The organism is Bradyrhizobium sp. (genome assembly GCF_035570375.1).
Classification (GTDB): Bacteria; Pseudomonadota; Alphaproteobacteria; order Rhizobiales; family Xanthobacteraceae; genus Bradyrhizobium.
Window position 1 is genome coordinate 13634 of the sequence record NZ_DATMLW010000042.1, and the last position, 21554, is coordinate 35187.

Consider the following 21554-nt stretch of genomic DNA (forward strand, 5'->3'; position numbering starts at 1 on the left):
CCAGATCGCGCGTAGGCCGAAGCTATCCGGTCATGCTATTGTACGGTTCTCGCCCCGACCTGCACACCAATCAGGAATGACCTTCATGAAAGCCTATGTCTACGGCCCCAGTGGCGCCGAAATCACCGATGTCGTCAGGCCCTCGCCGAAGGGCGCGCAGGTGCTGGTGCGCGTGCGCGCCTGCGCTCTCAATCGCGCCGACCTCGGCATGACCAAGGGCCACGCGCATGGCAGCGCCGGCGGCGTCGGCACCGTATTGGGGATGGAATGGTCGGGCGAGATCGCCGAACTCGGCCCCGAGGCCAAGGGGGCGAAGGTCGGCGACAAGGTGATGGGTTCCGGCGCCGCTGCGTTTGCGGAATATACGCTCGCCGATCACGCGCGGTTGTTCCGCGCGCCATCGAACATGAATTTCGACGAAGCCTGCACATTGCCGATCGCGCTAACCACCATGCACAACGCGGTCGTGACCGTTGGCGGGTTGAGGGCGGGCCAGACCGTCATGATTCAAGGCGCGAGTTCCGGCGTCGGCCTGATGGGCTTGCAGATCGCCAAACTCAAGGGCGCAAAGCTCGTCGTCGGTTCTTCGACCGATCCGGTGCGGCGCGCTCGCTTGAAGGAATTCGGCGCCGACCTCGCGGTCGACTCCAGCGACCCCGGCTGGGTCGATGCCGTGCTGCAGGCGACTGCGGGCGAAGGCGTCGACCTGATCGTCGATCAGATTTCCGGCAAGGTCGCGAGCCAGAATCTCAGAGCCACCAGGATCAGGGGCCGCATTGTCAATGTCGGCCGGCTCGGCGGCACCCGCGCCGAATTCAACTTCGACTTGCACGCGGCGCGCCGCATCGACTATGTCGGCGTCACCTTCCGTACCCGCACCATCGAGGAGATCAGCGAGATTTTCGACGAGGTGCGCAAGGATCTCTGGGGTGCGGTGGAATCGCGCAAATTGCAACTGCCGATCGACAAGGTGTTTTGCTTCGATGATATCGGCAAGGCATTTGAGCACATGGAAGCCAACAAGCATCTCGGCAAGATTGTCGTGACGCTTTGATGCGGAATGATCGAAGGTTGAATCGCTCGTAGGCTGGTTCAGTTCACCTCTCCCGCTTGCGGGGGAGGTCGCCACACTCGTAGAGTGCGGCGGGTGGGGGCCAGAGTTTATTGAAGCAGCGTTCCCAATTAATTCCCCCCTCCCCAGCCCTCCCCCGCAAGCGGGAGAGGGAGCGCACCTTCGTCGCGGTTACAATTCAACCTGATCCCATCATGATCTAAAAATTGGGCCGGGAAAGAAAACATGCGCCATTCGATCGTCAGAATGGTGGTCTCTTTAGCCGTTTCGGCTTTGGCCTCCACCTATGCACAGGCTCAGGATATGCGTGAAATACTGGCCCCCACGGGAAAACTGCGGGTCGGCGTCTATTTCGGCAGCCCCACCTCTATGGTCCACGATGCCAGAACAAACGAGATTCATGGTCTCGCCTTCGATTTGGGCAAGGAACTCGCCAGGCGGCTCAACGTCCCATTTGCGGAAATCAACTACCAGCGGATTTCAGACGTCCTTGAAGGCATGAAAGCGCAAGACGTCGATTTCACCATCAGCAACTCCACGCCGGCGCGTGCGGCAACAGTCGCGTTCAGCCAAACGCTACTCACCATCGAACTCGGCTATCTCGTTGTCGCTTCCTCTCCGATCAAGGGAATCGCAGACATCCAGAAGCCTGGCCTTCGCATCGGCGTGACGCAAGGAAGCACCTCCCAGGGCACGATTCCGAAACTGCTGCCAAATGCAGTCGTGGTCCCCGCAGAGAATTACAAGCGCGGCATCGAAATGCTCGAACGCGGCGAGATCGACACCTACGCCACCAACAAGCCGACCTTGTTCGAGATGTCGGACCAGATGCCGGGATCAAGGGTGCTGGACGGCCGATGGGGCGAGGAACACCTTCCGGTCGCCATTCCGAAGGGCCGCGAGGCTGGGCTGGATTATATCCGCCACTTCGTCGAGGAGGTGCAGACGAACGGCCTGCTTGCGCAAGCTGAGGAGCGCGCGGGCTTGAGGGGTGTTTTGAAGGGGCAATAGCAGCGGAAGTCTGTAACGCGAGCACGACAATCGCCTGCGCATGCCGGACAATTCTTCCAGCCCAATTAACGCGATGCTACCTATCCTGTCCTTTTCGAAAAAATAAATTCCTTCGCGGGCGACCCAAATCAAAACTATATCGACTCCCATCCCGCCCCGAAACGAGGGGCGCTTCGCGATCGTCACGAGCGTTGGGTTGCGGGATGCGGTGGACGCGATGGCGCTTAAGACGAATGCGTCAAATCGTGGACGGCGAAGGCGTGTGGTCCTGATGCCCCGACGCTGGCATCAAGTTGGCGGATGATGCGCCGATGACGGTGGCAAGAAAGCCCGGTCGCCGGGGAGAGCGCGCTATAAGCCGTTAAAACCATTGCGCAGGGAACGCCGGATGAAGTCCGGTGAACCTGTGGTGACTTTCTCGTATGCTTTATCTCTTTTGCATACGAGGCTGCGGGTGCATCGGCCACCCGGCGTTCCCTGCGCCCTCTTCTTCCGGGGCGAATAATTACCGCACAACTCGGGCGCTTTCCGCGTCCCGAGAAGGTGGAGGTTTGCCAAAGGCGGTTTGACAACAAGGTTTGTCATTCCGGGACGATGCGAAGCATCGGACCCGGAATCTCGAGATTCCGGGTTCGCTCGTTATACTCGCGCCCCGGAATGACGGCTTAAAACTCCACATCTGATCCCCTGCACAGCACCTGCAACTGACTGGCAACTACGTCCTGGGACAGCACTTTAATCCCTCAAAACCCCCTGCTAAACCCACGCTCATGCACGAAGCCGTTCACACCACCAAAACCCGCGTCGCGGCGATTTCGATTTTCGCCAGCGCCGGCATGGCCACGGCCAAGTTTGTGGTCGGCATCGCCATCGGCAGTCTCGCGCTGATTTCGGAGGCGCTGCATTCCTCCGTCGACGTGGGCGCAACCATCGTCACCTGGATGGTGGTTCGCTATTCCGACCTTCCCGCCGACAAGGAGCATCACTACGGCCACGGCAAACTGGAGAGCCTTTCGGCGCTCGGCATCATCGCGCTGCTTTATGTGCTCGCCGGCGGCATTCTGGTCGAATCCTACAGCCGTTTGCGCGAAGGCGCCCCGCCCCCGAGGCTGTCGGCAATTCCCTTCATCGTGCTGCTTGTCGACATCGGCGTGAATTTCTGGCGGGCCCGCGCGCTGCACCGCGCCGCGTACGACACCAGGAGCCAGGCGCTGGCGGCCGATGCGCTGCATTTTGCCTCCGACGTGCTCGGCTCGGTCGCCGTCATCATCGGGCTTGCGCTTTCCGGCCTCGGCTATGCCTGGGGCGATTCCGCTGCGGCGATCGGGGTTGCGGTCATGATCGCGATACTGGGATTGCGGTTGGCGCGCTCCACGGTCGAAACCCTGATCGACCGCGCGCCCGAAGGCGTGGCGGAAAAGGCGACCGCCGCGATCAAGGGGGTTTCGGGCGTGGTTGATGTCGAGCGGCTGCGGGCGCGCATGGTCGGATCGACCACCTTCATCGACGCCGTGGTTCAGGTGCCGCGCACCTACCCGATCGACCGCGTGGAGGAAATCAAGCGGAAGGCGCAGGCAGCGCTGACGAAAACCCTTGATGATGCCGACCTGACCTTTACTGCCGTCCCGGTCGCGCGCAGCAATGAGAGCGTGCGCGAACGCGTCATGGTCATTGCCCGCAATTCCGGGCTCGCGGTTCACCACGTCACCGTTCACGATCTCGGCGACAAGCTTACCGTCAGCATCGACCTCGAGGTCGACGGCAACATGGCGCTCAACGAGGCTCACGATATCGCCCAGGGGCTCGAGCGGAACATTCGCGATGAATTCGGCGAAGACGTCGAGGTCGATACCCATATCGAGCCGCTGGAACCGGAATTGCCCCACGGCACGGATGCCCCGCCCGAACGGGTGGACGTCATCAAGGCGGCGCTGTCGCGGTTTGCCGCCGGTAGCGCGATCCATGACATCCACAGCGTGCGGGTGCGCGATACCGACGCCGGTGAAATCGTGAACTTCCATTGCCGCGCGGCGCCGTCGATGAGCGTGATCAGGGTTCACGAGAGCGTCGACGAGATCGAGCGCGCATTGCGGCGCGCATTCCCGAGCGTCAAACGCGTGATCAGTCATGCCGAGCCGCCGGGCGGCTAGAGCATGATCCGGAAAAGTGGAAACCGGTTTTCCCTCGCGACAAACGCGGAACGCGTTTGCGCGGAGATCATGCTCAAACAAAGAGATCAGATCATGATGCGATTCCACTCAATCGCATCATGATCTGGAGGCCCGGTGAGAGGCGCCGTTGCCGTGAACAGAAACGTCGCACGTTCTCCTTTCGGACTCACTTTGCAGGGGCTTTTTCGCGGGATTCGTGCGTCAAGATTCTCCGTGGACAAGAATTATTTGCATTAACGAATCGTTGACTCTCGACAGTTCGCAAAAACTGGATTCAAATGAACCCTGATTCGGAAGTCAGGGCTGGGCTTCCGGGCGGGGGTAGTAAAGTCTTCCAAAAGGGGGCCAACGGCATGGCGCGCGCACACGCGGCAACGACCGCGTGCGCCCAATCCGATTCGATCAAAGGATTGGCGCAATCGATCGCAAAACCAGCCTATCACAGGCTGTTGCTAGCGGAGCCTGCGCTTCGCCGTGCCGTTCCCACCCTGATCATCGCGTTCCTGATCACCATCTGCCTTGGCGCCGTCGTGCAGGTGATCGATCAGAGCCGGCAGAAGCGCGCCTCCGTCAAGCGCGATCTCGTTGCGGTCGCCGACCTGCTCGCCGAACGTCTCGACCGGATCGCCTCGGTTCGGCAGGATCGCGCGACCTCGTTCGACCGTCTCCAGCTGCTGCTGCCCGGCATGATTCCTACCTGGGCGATTGCGGCCGGCAGACACGTCATCGTCACCGGCATGGACCAGCAGGTGCTGGCCCGCATTCCGATCGAATCGGCGATCGGCGATACCGGTCGCATCCTCGACTTCGTCAGTGCCGCGGTGCCGTTGGGCGCGTCCGGAAAGACAGAAGACGTCAACGACATCACGCTGCCCAACGGCAGCGAGGCGATGGCGGTTCGCCATGTCGTCAAGTCCCTGCCGGGTCAGGTGATCATCATCCAGGAAAAGCTGGATTCGATCTGGCGTTCGGATGCCGCCCTGTCGGTGACGCTTTCAGCCACCACCGGCTTTGTCGTGCTGATCCTGGGATTTGCGTTCCACTGGCAATCGACCCGCGCCCGCGAAGGCGATCTCATCAATGACGCCGTACGCGGACGCATCGATACCGCGCTCAATCGCGGACGCTGCGGATTGTGGGACTGGGATTTGTCGCGCGGGCGAATTTTCTGGTCGCAATCGATGTTCGCAATGCTCGGTCTTGAGGCCCGCAGCGACCTGTTGACATTCGGCGAGGTCAACGCGCTGGTGAAATCCGATGATGTCGACCTGTTCGAGATCGCCGATCAGCTGATCGCCGGGAAGATCAATTATATCGACCGCGCCTTCCGCATGCAGCACACCGAAGGTCACTGGATCTGGCTGAGGGTGCGCTGCGAACTCAGCCAGGGTGCCGCCGATTCCGGCCTGCACCTGATCGGGATCGCCGTCGACATCACCGAGCAGAAAAGTTTGGCGGAGAAGACGGTCGAGGCCGACTTGCGGCTGCGCGACGCGATCGAGACCATTCCGGAAGCCTTCGTTTTGTGGGACGCCGGCGACCGGCTGGTGCTCTGCAATTCGCATTTCCAGCGGCTGCACAAGTTGCCGGACTCGGCCGTGACGCCCGGCACCTCCTATGAAACAGTCATCGAGGTCGGCCGGATGCCCGAGGTGCGCACCCGCCTTCACGACGTCGCCAAGCACCCGCCGGGCGCGCGAACCTTCGAGGCGCAGCTCGACGACGGAAGCTGGCTGCACATCAGCGAGCGCCGGACCAAGGACGGCGGCTACGTCTCGGTCGGAACCGACATCACCCGCATCAAGGAGCATGAACAGAAACTCGTCGAGAACGACCTTCGGCTGCGCGCCACCGTGATCGACCTGAAACGCTCGCAGGCCGAACTCGAGCGGCAGGCGCTCGAACTTGCCGATCTCGCCGAGAAATATTCACGGGAGAAAACCCGCGCCGAGGAAGCCAACCAGACCAAATCCAAATTCCTCGCCAATATGAGCCATGAGCTGCGCACGCCGCTCAATGCCATCATCGGCTTCTCCGAGATCATGGAAAGCGGTATGTTCGGCTCGCTCGGCTCGGAAAAATATCAGGAGTATTGCCATGACATCCTCACCAGCGGGCATTATCTGCTCGAAGTGATCAACGACATTCTGGACATGTCGAAGATCGAGGCCGGCCGCATGAGGCTCGACATGGAGCCGCTCGATTTGTCGAAGACGCTGGTGGAATCCTTAAGGGTGGTGTCCGGGCGCGCCGACGACAAGAATCTTCAGCTCGATGCGGATATCGACGGCCCGATTTCGATCGTGGCCGACCGCCGGGCGACCAAGCAGATCGTCGTCAATCTTTTGTCCAACGCCGTGAAGTTCACGCCCGAAGGCGGCAGGGTGATCGTGCGCAGCCGGCTGGTCGAAGACTCCATCGTGCTCTTGATCGCCGATACCGGCATCGGTATCGCTCCGCAATCGCTGCAACGGTTGGGCCGGCCGTTCGAACAGGTCGAAAGCCAGTTGACAAAGACCTATCACGGCTCGGGGCTGGGCCTTGCGATCGCGCGATCCCTGACCAGCCTGCACGGCGGATCGATGCGCCTGCGCTCGAAGCTAGGCGCCGGCACCGTGGTTCGCGTCTCGCTGCCGCGCGATGCGGCCAAGGCCAGGGCGAACATGTCGGCCGCGGCCTGAGCGGGCATTCTCCCTGAAGGAAGGTTCAGGCTTTCAGGATTCCAGAACAGGCGCGACCTCGCGCGCGATCTGAACCAGCGCCGCGATCAATGGAGTCATCGGATCGCGCTGCGGGATGACCATCCCGATGCTGTAGGTGACGACGGGATCGACGATTGGAATGCTGCGCACCCTATCGGCAAGGCCCAGCGTTTCGGCAAGCTTTGCCGGCATCACGCTCGCCCAGCGACCGGTCTTGACGTGGGTGTAGAGCACCAGCAGCGAGTTCGAGGTCAGCGATGGTGTCGCCTCCGCACCCACCGAACGAAGGGCGCGATCGATGATGCGCCGGTTCTGCATGTCGGGCGTGAGCAGGCAGAGCGGAACCTGGCCCACCTCCTTCCACGTAACCTGCTCGCGATCGCCGAACATGCCATCGGGCGAGGTCAAGAGGCGATAGCTCTCCTTGTAGAGCGAGATCGTGCGAACCTTGCCGATCGGTTCGTTCTCGATATAGGTCAGGCCGGCATCGACCTCGAGGTTTTCCAGAAGTCCGAGCACCTCCGCCGATGTACATGATACTACGCGAAAGCGCACATCCGGATGACGCGCACGAAACGGCGTCGTCAGCGAAGCCACCATACCGAGCACGGTGGGAATCGCCGCGATGCGGATTTCGCCGGAAAGCTTGTCCTTCAGCGAGTTGATTTCCTGATGCATCGCGCGGGCGTCGCCGACGATGCGCCGCGCCCAGTCGAGCGTGCGTTCGCCTTCGGGCGTAAAACCCTGAAACCGCGACCCGCGCTGCACCAGCATGACGCCGAGGATTTCCTCGAGTTGCTTGAGGCTGGTCGACATCGTCGGCTGAGTGACGCCGCAGGCTTCCGCAGCACGCCCGAAGTGACGCTCCTTGGCCAGTGCAAGCAGAAGTTCAAGCTTGTCGATCAAGAACACCTCCAACCGATTTTCAGGGAAGCGAATAACACAAACCCGCGCGATGGCGCAAAAGGTCCCACGGCGGCGAGGCAAGGGATGGTATTAATCTCCATCATTCCATTTTCATATCGATCGATGTCACACCTTATCTGTTCGCTTGCGGCAGACGAGCTAACTGCGTTCCACGATCAGTGAGCGGAACACGCGGCGGACCTCGGCCTGGGTATCCTTGACTCGTGCCTGCAGCGAGGAAAAGTCGGGCGCATCGCCGGCGCGCGCCATGATGCGCAAGAGTCCTTCCCCGGCGGTCTCCGGATTGAATTTCTCGCTGACACAGAGCCGGAGAATTTGTGTCAGATCCTGGTAGAGGCGCGCCGCCGAGCGCAGGATTTCCGCCGAGGACGGCGCCAACACGCCAAGCCGCGCCGCATTGTCGAGCACATGCAAGGTACTGACATCGAGAATGTCCGGCTTCTCGGCGGCATGCACGAGTTGCAGGTATTGGGCGACGAAATCGATGTCGACGATGCCGCCGGCGGCATATTTCAAATCCCAGATATCGTCCTCTCCCTTCTCCTGGGCGATGGCGCGGCGCATATCGGCGACATCGTTGGCCACGGCGGCGGCATCACGCGACCGCATCAACACCCGACGTACGATCGCTTCGATTTTAGACCGAAATTCCGGCTGTGCCGAAATCACCCGGGCGCGGGTGAGCGCCATATGCTCCCAGGTCCAGGCCTCCCGTTCCTGATACTGGGCAAATGAATCGGCATGCGAAGCCACCGGACCCGCCCTGCCCGATGGACGCAGCCGCATATCAACTTCGTAGAGAACTCCATAATTGGTCCGCGTCGTGAAGGCGCTGATCAGCCGCTGGGTGAGGCGCGCAAAATACTGCGCGCCGTGCAGGGAATTTGCGCCATCCGAGTCGGGATGTTCGGGATCGAACCCGTAGAGCAGGATCAGGTCGAGATCGGAAGACGCGGTCATTTCGCGGCTGCCGAGCCTGCCCATCGCCAGAATGGCGGTCTGCTGGTTCCTGATCCGACCATACTGCTCCGCGAACCGCCGGGTTACCAGACCATGCACCGTTTGCACGATGCCTTCGGCGACGTCGGCGAACGCAACACTGGCCTGCTGGGCGGAAACCGTGCCGGAAAGAATGCGCGTCCCGATGAGGAACAGGCTTTCGCGGCCGAATAATCGCAACCGGTCCAGAAACTCTTCGTAGGACTGCGCGTCCTCCAACGTTGCCGCCAGCCGAACCGACAGTTCGCGCCGGTCCGGCATTGCGCCAAAGAACCGCGGGTCGATCAGCCCGTCCATGATCTGCGGCTGTCGCGCCAGCATGTCGCCAAGACGCGGCGCTGCTCCCAGGATCAGCGCGACCAGCGCAACGAGATCGTGGCTTTGGCTGAGCAGTGCGAACAATCTTCCCCCGCGTTGCAGCGCCTGCAGGAAATGATCGAATACCACCACCGCGTTGTCGGGATCCTCCGCCTTGGCAAGTCCGGCGATCAAGGCAGGAAGAAATTCGACAAAGGCGCTGCGCGTGGCTTCACCCCTGAGCACGCGATAGTTGCCCTTGAGCCATTGCCGCACGGTCCCTGCCACCGCGACCGGCTTCTTGAAACCGAGCGAACCGAGGTAATCGATCAGGCGGCGGTCGTCGGGGCCACCCGCATAATTGACATCCGGCAATTTCGCGCTGCCGGCCGGATCTCCTTCGAACAGCTTGGCGTAGTGTCCCTGCACCACATTGAGATGAAAAAGCAGATCGGCTGCGAAGGAAGCTCGGTTCTCGTAGCCAAAAAACCGGGCGAAACGCTCGACCGCTTCACGGTCGTCAGGCAGTGCGTGGGTCTGCTCGTCCAACATCATCTGTAAGCGGTGTTCGACCCGCCGCAGGAACTCGTACGCTGAGGTCAGTTCGTCGCGCGCCTCGAATGTGATCCAGTTGTGCGTCGCCAGGACGTTCAGCGCCTCCAGCGTCGGTCGGACCCGCAATTCGGGATGGCGGCCGCCGGCGATCAACTGCTGGGTCTGTGCAAAAAATTCGATTTCGCGAATGCCGCCGAGCCCGACCTTGACGTTGTGGCCTTCGACGGCAATGTCGGTTTGTCCGCGATAGGTCTGCATCTGCCGCTTCATGTCGTGTACGTCGGTAAGGGCCGCAAAATCCAGATGCTTGCGCCAGACGAATGGGGAAAGCTCTGCGAGCAAAGCCTCTCCGGCCCTCAAATCCCCAGCGCAGGGCCGCGCCTTGATCATGGCGGCACGTTCCCAGGTTCGCCCTTCCCGCTCGTAGTAATGCAGCGCCGAGGCGGTCGATATCGCCAGCGGCGTCGAGGCCGGATCCGGCCGCAACCGCAAATCGACGCGGAACACGTAACCCTCGCCGCTGCGCTGTTGCAAAATTCGCGACAACCCTTGCGTCACGCGCACGAAAAATGGTTGCGGCTCGATGTCAGGCGCGAGCGACGACGCGACCGTGTCGTAAAAGACGATCAGGTCGATATCGCTGGAAAAATTCAGTTCGCCCGCGCCCATTTTTCCCATCGCGAGCACGATCAGCCCGCTGCCATCCTCGGGTCGATCCGGGTCGGGCGGCAGGATCTTGTGGCGGTTGGCTTCCTCCCGCAGCACAAAGCGCAGCGCCGCTTGCACGGAGGCGACCGCAAACTCGGTCAGTGCCGCCGTTACCTGCATCACCGGCCAGACGCCGCCAATGTCGCACAGCGCGATCAGCAAGGCCGCTTCCGACTTGGCGCGCCGGAGCAACTGCATCACCTCGGCTTCGCTTTGTGCTGCGAGGACGTCGCGCCCGGTCTTTTCGATCAGTTGGGCCAGATGCCGTTCGGGCTCGCACAGCAGCAACCGCATCGCCCGCGCAGCATCGGTACAGACGAGATCGAAGAGATAGGGCGATGCCTCCGCCAGGCCCAGAAGGATCGTCCTTGCTGTTGGAAGTCGTTGAAGGAGGCGATCGACTTCCCCCGCCTGTTCCGGCACCAGATCAGCGAGCCATTCCTTCAGCCGCCGCTTCGCTTGATCTATGGCGGAGATATGCGGACCGTCCACGAACCGTGCCGCGAGCACGGTCGACTGGACATTCCCATCGATGCTTCCGTGAATCGTCATGGCTGTCTAACCCAGAAACCGCGCCAAGATCCGGAACCGCGTCAATATGCGTCGCGGGAGGGTTTCAAGCCGCTTTCTGTGACACATCATGCGCTTGAGCCGCAAGTGTGTCGCTGGCGCCGGAGCGCGCCGGAATGGCCAAGGTCGCAATGAGGCCGGGATGAGCGTCGTCGAGCCGAAGCTCGCCGCCGTGCAGGGTTGCCACCGCCGATGCCAGGCTCAATCCAAGACCGGAACCGGGTTGGGTTCGGCTGGCCTCGAGGCGAACAAATCGCTCCACCGCATGCTTGCGATCGGCAACGGGAATTCCGGGGCCATGGTCGGTGACGCTGAGCAGAACCTTGTCGCCTTCTCGCCTCGCCTCGATCAGGATGTTGTCGTTGCCGGGATCGGCAGTCGCCGCATGCGCCGCGGCAACCGGGCTGCCGTATTTGATCGCGTTTTCGACCAGATTGGCCAACGCCTGGCTGATCAGTTCGCGGTTACCGCGCAGCAGGACCGACTCGGTCTTTACCTGCAGGCTCATGCCGCCGTCTTCGGCAAGCGGCTCGTAGAGCTCGTGAATTCCCCTGGCGACATCGGCGGCGTCAAAATCATCCATATTGCCGCGGGCCTGACCTGATTCGGCGCGTGCAATCATCAACAACGCATTGAAGGTCCGGATCAGGCCATCGGATTCCTCGATAGTTTGTTCCAGCGCGGTGCGGTATTCGATCTCGGTCCTCGATTTCGCCAACGCTTCCTCGGCGCGATTACGCAACCGTGTCAGCGGCGTCTTCAGGTCATGCGCGATATTGTCCGAGACCTCCTTCAGGCCCATCATCAACGCTTCGATACGCTCCAGCATCGCGTTGAGATTTTCCGCCAGACGGTCGAGTTCATCGCCGCTGCGACCAACCGGCAGCCGCCCGCTCAAGTCGCCCGCCATGATGCGCTGGGTGGTGCCGGTCATGGCGTCGATTCGCCGCAGCACGCGCCGTGCAACGAAAATGCCGCCACCAAGGCCGAGCACCACCACGATCAACACCGACCATTGCGCGGCTTTGGCGACGATGCCGATCAGTCGACGGCGCTCTTCCAGATCGCGTCCGATCAGGAGTCTGAAACCGCCGGACAATTCGGTGACCCGCACCAGCGCGAAATGATCTGCGGTATCCTGCTCATCGAGCCGCCGATAGGCGGTCTCCGACCATCCGGTCGTCGCCATCACGCCCGGCGCAAGCGAGCCGACATTGCCGGCGATCGCCTGACCGGCCGGAGTGGTGACGAGATAGAGATTGGCTCCAGGCCGCAACGCGCGGTTCTCGATGGTGAGAACCAGTCCGTGCAGGCTGCGGCGTCCGAAAATATCGCTGATCTCGCCGGTTTCGGCGTTCACCGTGGTCGTGATCTGTTCGGTGATGAGACGGCGCGTATTCCAGGCGAAATAGACCAGAAGCGACGCGGCGAACAGCGCAAAAATGAACAGGTAGACCAGCGTCAAACGGAACGCCGTGGTTCGGATCAGCTTACCGAATGCCGTCACGGATCATGTATCCCGCGCCGCGAATGGTATGAAGCAGCGGCCGCTCAAAACCCTTGTCGATCTTGGATCGCAGCCGTGAGATATGCACGTCAATGACGTTGGTCTGCGGATCGAAATGATAATCCCAAACGTTCTCCAGCAGCATGGTGCGCGTCACCACCTGGCCCGCATGCTTCATCAGGTATTCGAGCAGGCGGAACTCGCGCGGCTGCAGCGTCAGTTCTTCCTTGCCGCGCGTCACGCGATGCGAGAGGCGGTCGAGCTCGAGGTCGCCGACACGATAGGTGGTTTCTTCGGCAGGGCCGCCGCGGCGTCGCGAGAGCACTTCGACCCGCGCCAGCAATTCGGCGAATGAATAGGGTTTTGGCAGATAGTCATCACCGCCGGAACGCAGGCCCTTGATGCGGTCGTCGACCTGTCCCAGCGCGGAAAGAATCAGAACCGGCGTGCGATCACCCTTGTCGCGGAGCGCGCCGATCAACGACAGGCCGTCGCGTTTCGGCAGCATCCGGTCGACCACCAGCACGTCGTAATCACCGCTCTGGGCAAGCGCCAATCCCTCCTCACCGTCGCTGGCGAGGTCCGCCATATATCCGACTTCGCGGAACGCCTTGACCAGGTAGTCGGCGGACTCGCGGTCGTCTTCGATGATCAGCAAACGCATCTGAGTGTCGGTCGCAGTCACTGTGAGACGGCTTTCTAGCATGGCGCGACCTGAACAGTCATGCAAGGCGACTAGTGCCCACTTTCCGAAGTTCGTGCTCCATCTCAGCACGCACCTTTCACGAACTTCGGAAAGTCATGGACACTAGAAACCTATAATTCCAGTGCCGCTTTCTATTTGAAGTTCCTGGGTCGAATTCGCCGCTTGTGGCGCAGGAACTTCAAATAGGCGGCACTTGCCGCGCCCTTTTTTAGCCAAAAAAGCGGGCGGTGAAGCTGGGGGGACCTCACCGCCCTTTATCCTTCCGACGGAGGGGGGCGTTTTCCACCGGAAGGTAACTTGAAGGGAGCGGGGGTTTATACCCGCTCCCCGGAGAGAGCCGTCGGCGGGGGCGACCAAGGCCGGCGACACCCTCCATGGCACGAGCCTTGATTTCGACCCAGCGCTCAACCTTTCGCGATCGGCACCGCGACAAAGCGCGAGGTTCCGCCGCTCTTGATGCGCATCAGAACACTGTTCTTGTTGTCGCTGCGCGCCGCGTTGATCGCCTCACGCACGTCAGCGACATTGGCGACGCTCTTGCCGGCAACTTCGAGAATAACGTCACCTTCCTTGAAACCGCGCTCAGCCGCCGCGCTCTTCGGATCGACGTCGGTCACGACGACGCCTTCCTTGCCGGCGCCGGCAACCGTGTTGGCGGGCGCGAGCGTGAGCCCGAGCTTCGGCACGTCCGTTCCGCGCGTGGCGCCGCCCTTGTCGCCGTTGTCGGTGTCAGCCTTGGCTTCCAACGCGTTGGGCAGTTGGCCGAGCGTAAGATTGATGGTCTTGTCCTCGCCCTTGTGCAGCACGTTGAGTTTCACGGCCGTTCCCGGCGCAAGGCCGCCGATGGTGCGCGCCAGCTCGCGGGCATCCTTGACGGTTTCGCCATTCACCTTGGTGATGACGTCGCCGGACTCGATACCGGCCTTGGCGGCCGGACCATTGGCCTGGGGTTCGGCGACCAGCGCGCCTTCCGCCTTCTTCAGGCCGAGGCTGTCGGCGATGTCGGACGTGACGGGTTGGATCTGGACGCCGATCCAGCCGCGGCTGACCGAGCCTTTGTCCTTGAGCTGGGCGACCACGCTCTTCACGGTGGATGCCGGAATCGCGAACGCGATGCCGACGCTGCCGCCGGAGGGCGAATAGATCGCCGTGTTGACGCCCATCACCTCGCCCTCGGTATTGAAGGCGGGACCGCCCGAATTGCCCTTGTTCACGGGCGCATCGATCTGGATGAAATCGTCGTATGGGCCGTTGCCGATGTCACGGCCGTTGGCCGAGACGATGCCGGCCGTCACCGTGCCGCCGAGCCCGAAGGGATTGCCGACCGCGAGCACCCAATCACCGATTCGGGGCTTGCCGTCGGACAGCTTGGCGAACGAGAAGTTGGAACCGCCTTCGACCTTGATCAGTGCAAGGTCGGTGCGCGCATCGGTGCCGATCACCTTGGCGGTGTAGGTCTTGCCGTCGTCGGCGGTCACTTCGACCTTGTCGGCGCTGTCGACCACGTGATTGTTGGTCACCGCGAAACCGTCAGCCGAGATGAAGAAACCGGACCCCTGGCCAGTCACCACGCGGCCGCGAGGTCCACCCCGCAAGCCGGGCGGCAGGCCATCCTGCCCGCCGAAGCGGCGGAAGAAGCGCTCCATCGGTGATCCAGGCTGGAACGGCGAGGAATCGTCGTCGCCGTCGTTCTTGGCGACCTTCTCGTTGATGTTGACCTTCACCGAAATCACCGACGGCTTCACACGCTCGACGATGTCGGCAAAGCCGATGGGCTGCGCAACCTTGCGGACTTCGTTGTTGACTTGCGCATGAGCGCTGGTGCTGAAGAAATCAAACTGCCCCGCAGACGGGCCAAAACCATAAACGGCAGCGCCAAGGCCGGCGACGACCGAGGCCATGAGCGCGAATTTGCGCGCCGAAAGCAGCGAACGGCGCGGCGCTCGATAGGAAGCGAATGACGAGAGGTCGGGACGGTCGTTCATACAAATTTCTCCAAAGCCTGAATCCGTGGAATCTTGTGACTGCGGGGGCATGCACCTTGTGGCCCGGAAGATGGGGATTGCCGCCTTACAGCGCGCTGGCGGCGGAATTAAACTTTGGTAATGAAGGCGAAACTGAATGCGGCGGAATACCGCAGGCGAAATTGCCATATCCAGCGCTTACGCGTTGCTGTCTGAGGGGGCCTGTGTCGCGATCAGCCGCTCAAGCCGCGCTTCCTCCTCGGCCGTCAGCTTCAATAGCGCGGAATCCTCGTCCGCCGCGGACTTGCGCCGCCGCCGAGCCTGCATCCAGAGTGCGGCTCCCCCTCCGGCCAAAACCAGAGGTGGCAACAACCACAATATCCAGGTGTGCAAGTTGAGCTGCGGCTTCAAAAGCACGAACTCGCCGTAACGCGCGACGAGAAAATCGATGACTTGCGCATCACTGTCACCCGCCGCGATGCGCTCGCGAACCAGTATCCGGAGATCTTTCGCCAGCGGCGCCTCGGAATCGTCAATCGATTGATTCTGACAGACCATGCAGCGCAGTTCGCGCGACAAATCCCGCGCCCGCGCTTCCTTGACGGGATCGGACATGATCTCGTCAGGCTGCACGGCGTAGGCGGCACTTGCCGCCATCATCAGGACCACCGATACGCCAAGAAGCGCTCGTCTCACAGCATCACTCCGCTGCCTGCAGCCCACGCAGCGACTTCGCGGGTTTCGGCGCACCAACCCGCAGCCGCCGATCCGACAATGACAACAGGCCGCCGAAAGCTATCAGCACGGGGCCGAACCAGATCAGCAGCACAAGCGGCTTGTGATAGATCCGCACCGCGATGGTGCCGTCGCCCGCGGTATCACCGAGCGAGATGTAAAGCTGGCTTGCCCCGCGCGTCAGCAACGCGGCTTCGGTGGTGGTGGCTCCGCGCGTGGTGAAGCTGCGCTTCGACGGCGTCATCGTGTCGAGCAGCCGGCCGTTTTGTACGACGCTGAACTGCGCGACCATTTCACGGAAATTCGGCCCCTGACGCTGGCTTATGCCATCGAGCTTCAGCTCGTAACCGGCGATGGCAGCCACCTCGCCAATCTTCATTGATTTGATGTATTCGCTGTTCCACGTCGTCTCGCAGACAATGCCGATCAGGGCGACACCGATGCCGGCATGGGCGAACATCGTGCCCCAGCTCGAACGTGGCAGCCCTCGCGCCCGCCGTGCTGCTGTTGCCAGCGGCACGCGAAGAAGCCCAACCCGCTCGATCATGTCGCTCAGGGCGCCCACGATCACAAATGCCGCAAGGCCGATCGCCAGCGGCGCAAGAGTGCTGCCACCCAAAGTCCATGCCCACACCACCGCCATTGCGATCAGCCCCGCAATGCCGGCTGCCATCAACCGTTGCGCCGCACCGAGCAAGTCGCCGCGCTTCCAGGCGAGCAGCGGCCCGAACGGGAGTGCGATCATCAGCGGGACGAACAGGGGCCCGAAGGTGAGATTGAAGAACGGCGCGCCGACCGAAATCTTCTCTCCTGTCATCACTTCCAGCGCCAGCGGATAGAGCGTTCCAACAAATACAGTGGCGCAGGCGGTGGTCAGGAAGAGATTGTTGAGCACGAGCGCGCCCTCGCGCGAAATCGGGGCGAACAGGCCGCCCTGCTTGAGCGTCGATGCCCGCATGGCGTAGAGCGAAAGGCTGCCGCCAATAAAGATGCACAGGATCAGAAGGATGAACACCCCGCGGGTCGGATCGCTGGCAAAGGCGTGCACCGAGGTGAGAACGCCGGACCGTACCAGGAAGGTGCCGAGCAACGACAGCGAAAAGGTGAGGATCGAAAGCAGGATGGTCCAGACCTTGAGCGCGCTGCGTTTCTCCATGACGACAAGCGAATGCAACAGCGCGGTGCCGGCGAGCCACGGCATCAGCGAGGCATTCTCGACCGGATCCCAGAACCACCAGCCTCCCCAGCCCAGTTCGTAATAGGCCCAGTAAGAGCCCATCGCGATGCCGAGAGTGAGGAAAATCCAGGCCATGAGCGTCCATGGCCGCACCCAGCGCGCCCAGGCGGCATCGATCCGGCCCTCGATCAACGCCGCGACCGCGAAGGAAAACGAGATCGAGAACCCGACATAGCCGAGATAAAGCATCGGCGGATGGATCGCGAGCCCGATATCCTGCAACACCGGATTGAGATCGCGGCCCTCGATCGGCGGATTGGCGATGCGCAGGAACGGATTCGAGGTGATCAGGATGAACAAATAGAAGGCGCTGGCGACCCAGGCCTGCACCGCCAGCACATGGGCGCGAAGCGACATCGGCAAGTTGTTGCCGAACATCGCAACCAGGCCGCCGAACAAGGCCAGGATGAACACCCACAACAGCATCGAGCCCTCATGGTTGCCCCATACGCCGGTGACCTTGTAGATCAACGGCTTCATCGAGTGCGAATTCTCGAACACGTTGATGACGGAGAAATCCGAAGTGACGTGCAACGTGACCAGAGCCGCGAACGAGAAAGCCACGAACGCAAGCTGCGCGATCGCGGTCGATCGCGCGACATTCATGAGCGCAAGATCGCGCCAGCGCGAGCCCAGGATCGGCAAGGTCGACTGGATCAACGCCAGGCCCAGCGCCAAAACAAGAGCATAATGTCCGGCCTCGGCAGTCACTGCACTGTTCCTCGCTCGCCCTGCGCCACACCCGACGCTTCGGGCTTGCTCGCATTCGGCCTTGCGTATTCATCTTTCCAGTGGCCCTGCTTCTTCAGGGCGTCGGCGACATCCTTCGGCATATAGTTCTCATCATGCTTGGCAAGCACGGTATCGGCCCGGAACACGCCGGACGCATCGATCGCGCCTTCCGCTACCACCCCCTGCCCTTCGCGGAACAGGTCGGGGAGAATTCCCTTGTAGGAAACGGGCAAGGACGCGCTGGAATCCGAGACCTGGAAAATGACCGCCAGGTTTTCGCCGCGCACCAGGGAACCCGGCTGCACGAGGCCACCGAGCCTGAAGCGCCGGCCCGGCTGAATGTGTTTTTCGGCGACCATGGAAGGCGTCGAGAAGAACACGATCGAGTCGCGCATCGCGTTGAGCACCAGCGCCGCCGCGACCGCAAGCACCGCGAGCGAGCCGCCGATAATCGTCAAACGCCGCTGCTTGCGCGTCATGAATTGGTTCTTTTCAAATGCATGGATTGTCGAGAAACATCACGGGCATCATGTGATCGGGAAAAAGGTTTCGCGCCACGTACATAAGTAGCTGAAAAACCCGCGCCGCAGCTTTCGGGCATCATATTATCCATCAACTCCGAGGTTCTTCAGACCTTCGTTCAACTGCCGCAGCCGCTCCGGGTCGTTGGCCACGGCCTGACGCGCCTGCGATGATGCGCCCCTTGCCTTGTCGGTGTCACCCATCACCATATAGGCCCTGACCAGCCGCAGCCATCCCTCCACGTCGTCGCCGTTCTGCTTCAACCGCGTGGCAAGGCGTTCGACCATGCCGCGGATCATCGCGCCGCGGTCGTTCTCATTCATTCCCTTGGCCGCCGCGACCGCATCGTCCGACAGCGCCGGAGCAGGTGCACCGCCCACCCGCACCAGGGCATCCCGGACCAGCGGACGCCATGGCGCATCCGCCGGCGCCCTGGCGAGCATCGCTCGCCAGATCGAGGCGGCTTCGGCAGCATGGCCGTCCTGCTCGGCGGCGAGGCCCAGATAGTAGCTCGCCTTGACCTCGTCGGCATCGAGCGCAATGGAGCGTTCGAACTCGGCTTTGGCTTCGGCGGTGACAACCCCGCCGGCCGCGGCGACAAGAGCTTCGCCCAGATCGGCCCTGCGCTGCGGGCTCTCCCCGTTATAGGTAATCGAATTTCGGAACGCGCGGATTGCGTCGTCGAAACGGCCAAGCCTTGCAAGCACTGGAGCAAGGACACTCCAGCCGCGGCCGTCGGTCGGATTTTTCTCCAGATGCTCCTCGACTTGCGCCACCAGATTGTCGAGCGGCTGCATCGCATCCGGCGCGCGGGGGCGCTGGGCCAGCGGAAAATCGCCCAGACGCGGCGAACCGAGCGGGTAGTAAAATCCGATTGCGACGATGGGAAGTCCGACCAGCGCGACAATCGCCGCCATTCGTCGCAACCTGACATCCGATCGGGGAAGATCACGCTGATTGTCCGCCGCGGCCAACAGCCGCCGGCTGATTTCGACCCGCGCAGCCTGCGCCTCGGTAGCGCCGATCAGGCCGGCGGAAAGGTCGCGATCGATCTCGGCCAACTGATCCTTGTAGACCACCGTTTCGCTGGCATCGCCTGGCGATCGGTCAGAACGGCTCAACGGCCAGAGCACGGCGAAGATCGCCGCGGCCGTCATCAGCGCGAACACCAACCACAGCATCATCAAGCGGATTTCCCGACGAGGGCGCGAACCAATGACGCGCTCCGCGCCGCTTTACACCACCGGCGGCAGCAGGGGCAATTGACAATTGTCAATTTCAAGATGTGATCAGAAATAATTGAATTTACTTTGAAATTCGTTTTCAGCAGACATGAAAAACCGCACTTTGCGCCGCCAGCTGGCCGTGCCCGTTCAGCGCCTGCATGAAGTAAGCGCCCGCGTTGATCGAGGCCGGCAGGCTGATCCGCAACGTGCCGCTCGGGATCGGCGAGGTGATGTTGATGACCGGCTCAGGCAGCGGTTTTCCCGTGGCATCGTCGACCAACTGGACCTTCGCCCCGATCATGAGGTTTCGATAGGTCGCAGAAATCACGCGGTTCTCAAGTTCGATGAAGTTGATGGCCGAATTCATGGCCGAACCGTACGTCCGGCCGCGGAACCTAGTCAACCAGAAATTGTATAGTTAATATTGTGCAATTATACTGCACGCGATGATTTGCGTTCGCCGGTCATTGCGTTTTCGGCCGCGCGATTCATCAGCGAGGCGTAATCGGGCCCGAACAGGACATTGCAGAAGCGAATCGCCGCGGCAACCTGCAATTGGCGATAGGCCCGGTTCTTCCCTTCGCTGGCGCGCAGGGATTGCACGAGCGCCTCGGTCGATTGCTCGACATAATGTTGCAGGTCGGAGAAGGTCCGCAGCGTGACCTCGTTGATGGCCAATTCGCCGGCATAGGTGCGGCATACCGCGACGAAGTCGATCAACGCGACAATCTCGTCGACCTCGCTGGCATCGAGCTGGGCCGCCGCCGGAATGTCCTTGTCGGCGCGCTGGCGCAGCAGGCGCCGGACACGTCCCGGCACACTTTCAATCTCCGATTGCAAGGAGTTGGAAATATCGGCCCGGATCGATGCCAGTTGCTTGCCCCATGAAGAATCACTGCGGAGATCAAGCTCGGTCCGCAAGCCGCGCACGCCGTCATGAAGCATTTTCAGGTGCTCGGACACGTTGTCGAAATGCCCGCGCCGGATATCCGCGCGCAGGCCGGCGGCCAGGCGGGAAAGATCGTGCAGCGCGATGGTAACGGCAATGCCATAGGGAGTTGCGGCAACGCGGATTTCATCGTCGGAGGCGGCCATCCTGATGGCCAGGCGTATGATTTGCCACGGCGCGGTCAGCCGCCGCATCACAAGCGACAGCGCAAACGGCAGCAGTTGCGGCGTTTGCAAGGAGGGGACATTGAGTGCGGAGGTCGCGGTGACGATCTGGGGCTCGCCGAAGATCCGCAAGTAGCTGGGAAACCGGCTATCAAGCGTGTCGAACGCCTCGCGGGCCTGCAGCACTGAGGCGATCGCAATCAGATCCTCGATCATGTCCGGCGGAACAATTCGTGAGAGCGCGCGTCGTTGGCCAGTGCTCTCCTGGTGGGTGGCAATCTTGAAGATCGCCTCCGCCGCGGCGAGCTGCAGCTTTCGTGCGGCAAGCTCGATCCGGGACGAGTGTCCTGTTGCGGGATCGCGGGACGCCTGATCGAGTTCCTGCGCCGGCTCCGGCGCTCCCTCTCGAACGAGCCACTGCCACACGGGCTGCAGTGACGCGCGGCGGATCTGGCCCGGACGCGGAGGCGCATTTCCATCTACGAGAAACGGCTCCAGCGGATGAAACAGGATGCGTGCCGGATCGTTGGTGCGAGGCCGCGCGGCCTCATCGGTTCCCCGAACGATCTTGCGCAGCTGTTCGAGTACAAACGTCGCGACCGTGGTATCCTCGCCCCGTTCGATGGCGCGCTCGAACTCACGCATCAGCAGTGCCTGCGACTGCGGCGGGAGCTGGGCGAGGTAATCCCTCAGCCGTTCGGTTGATGTCTGGCTCATGCGCCCGAATTGCACGCTGTAGTCGCGCGGACGGTAAAATGCGTCCGGGGCCATTTTAAGAGCGCCGACGTTAAGAAGTCGTT

General features: G+C 61.8%; 15 protein-coding genes. 4 read left to right on the plus strand and 11 right to left on the minus strand.

The window, feature by feature from the left end; genetic code table 11:
* Positions 1 to 85 precede the first annotated feature (85 nt).
* From VNX23_RS05095 to VNX23_RS05110, 4 genes are all read left to right on the plus strand, one after another.
* Positions 86 to 1054, plus strand: a complete 969-nt coding sequence (locus VNX23_RS05095; protein WP_325628093.1) for a quinone oxidoreductase family protein — start codon at positions 86 to 88, stop codon at positions 1052 to 1054.
* 243 nt (positions 1055 to 1297) lie between these two features.
* Positions 1298 to 2083, plus strand: a complete 786-nt coding sequence (locus VNX23_RS05100) for a transporter substrate-binding domain-containing protein (protein WP_325628094.1) — start codon at positions 1298 to 1300, stop codon at positions 2081 to 2083.
* A gap of 770 nt (positions 2084 to 2853) precedes the next feature.
* Positions 2854 to 4233, plus strand: coding sequence for a cation-efflux pump (locus VNX23_RS05105; RefSeq protein WP_325628095.1), 1380 nt, complete (start codon positions 2854 to 2856; stop codon positions 4231 to 4233).
* A 374-nt stretch (positions 4234 to 4607) separates the two neighbouring features.
* Positions 4608 to 6935: a PAS domain-containing sensor histidine kinase gene (locus VNX23_RS05110; protein WP_325628096.1), complete on the plus strand. Its 2328-nt coding sequence runs from the start codon at positions 4608 to 4610 to the stop codon at positions 6933 to 6935.
* 33 nt (positions 6936 to 6968) lie between these two features.
* Here VNX23_RS05110 and VNX23_RS05115 read toward each other — a convergent pair whose 3' ends face one another.
* From VNX23_RS05115 to VNX23_RS05165, 11 genes are all read right to left on the minus strand, one after another.
* Positions 6969 to 7862, minus strand: a complete 894-nt coding sequence (locus tag VNX23_RS05115; protein WP_325628097.1) for a LysR family transcriptional regulator — start codon at positions 7860 to 7862, stop codon at positions 6969 to 6971.
* 159 nt (positions 7863 to 8021) lie between these two features.
* Positions 8022 to 10994: a bifunctional [glutamine synthetase] adenylyltransferase/[glutamine synthetase]-adenylyl-L-tyrosine phosphorylase gene (locus VNX23_RS05120; protein ID WP_325628098.1), complete on the minus strand. Its 2973-nt coding sequence runs from the start codon at positions 10992 to 10994 to the stop codon at positions 8022 to 8024.
* A 64-nt stretch (positions 10995 to 11058) separates the two neighbouring features.
* Positions 11059 to 12519, minus strand: a complete 1461-nt coding sequence (locus tag VNX23_RS05125) for an ATP-binding protein (RefSeq protein ID WP_325628099.1) — start codon at positions 12517 to 12519, stop codon at positions 11059 to 11061.
* On the minus strand, positions 12503 to 13183 hold the full coding sequence (locus VNX23_RS05130; RefSeq protein ID WP_325628100.1) for a response regulator transcription factor: 681 nt from the start codon (positions 13181 to 13183) through the stop codon (positions 12503 to 12505). The genes VNX23_RS05125 and VNX23_RS05130 overlap by 17 nt, the downstream gene beginning before the upstream one ends.
* A gap of 446 nt (positions 13184 to 13629) precedes the next feature.
* A complete protein-coding gene (locus VNX23_RS05135) occupies positions 13630 to 15210 on the minus strand; it encodes a Do family serine endopeptidase (protein WP_325628101.1) in 1581 nt (526 codons plus the stop codon).
* 177 nt (positions 15211 to 15387) lie between these two features.
* A complete protein-coding gene (locus VNX23_RS05140) occupies positions 15388 to 15885 on the minus strand; it encodes a cytochrome c-type biogenesis protein (RefSeq protein WP_325628102.1) in 498 nt (165 codons plus the stop codon).
* A gap of 4 nt (positions 15886 to 15889) precedes the next feature.
* Complete coding sequence (locus VNX23_RS05145; RefSeq protein WP_325628103.1) at positions 15890 to 17872, minus strand: heme lyase CcmF/NrfE family subunit; 1983 nt, start codon at positions 17870 to 17872, stop codon at positions 15890 to 15892.
* A complete protein-coding gene (gene ccmE / locus VNX23_RS05150; protein WP_325628104.1) occupies positions 17869 to 18372 on the minus strand; it encodes a cytochrome c maturation protein CcmE in 504 nt (167 codons plus the stop codon). Before ccmE ends, VNX23_RS05145 begins: the two co-directional genes overlap by 4 nt.
* A gap of 126 nt (positions 18373 to 18498) precedes the next feature.
* On the minus strand, positions 18499 to 19599 hold the full coding sequence (ccmI, locus tag VNX23_RS05155) for a c-type cytochrome biogenesis protein CcmI (protein ID WP_325628105.1): 1101 nt from the start codon (positions 19597 to 19599) through the stop codon (positions 18499 to 18501).
* Positions 19600 to 19738: 139 nt separating this feature from the next.
* Positions 19739 to 20008: a hypothetical protein gene (locus tag VNX23_RS05160; protein ID WP_325628106.1), complete on the minus strand. Its 270-nt coding sequence runs from the start codon at positions 20006 to 20008 to the stop codon at positions 19739 to 19741.
* Positions 20009 to 20073: 65 nt separating this feature from the next.
* Positions 20074 to 21471 (minus strand): hypothetical protein, encoded by a 1398-nt coding sequence (locus tag VNX23_RS05165; protein ID WP_325628109.1) that lies wholly within the window; start codon positions 21469 to 21471, stop codon positions 20074 to 20076.
* Positions 21472 to 21554: the final 83 nt, after the last annotated feature.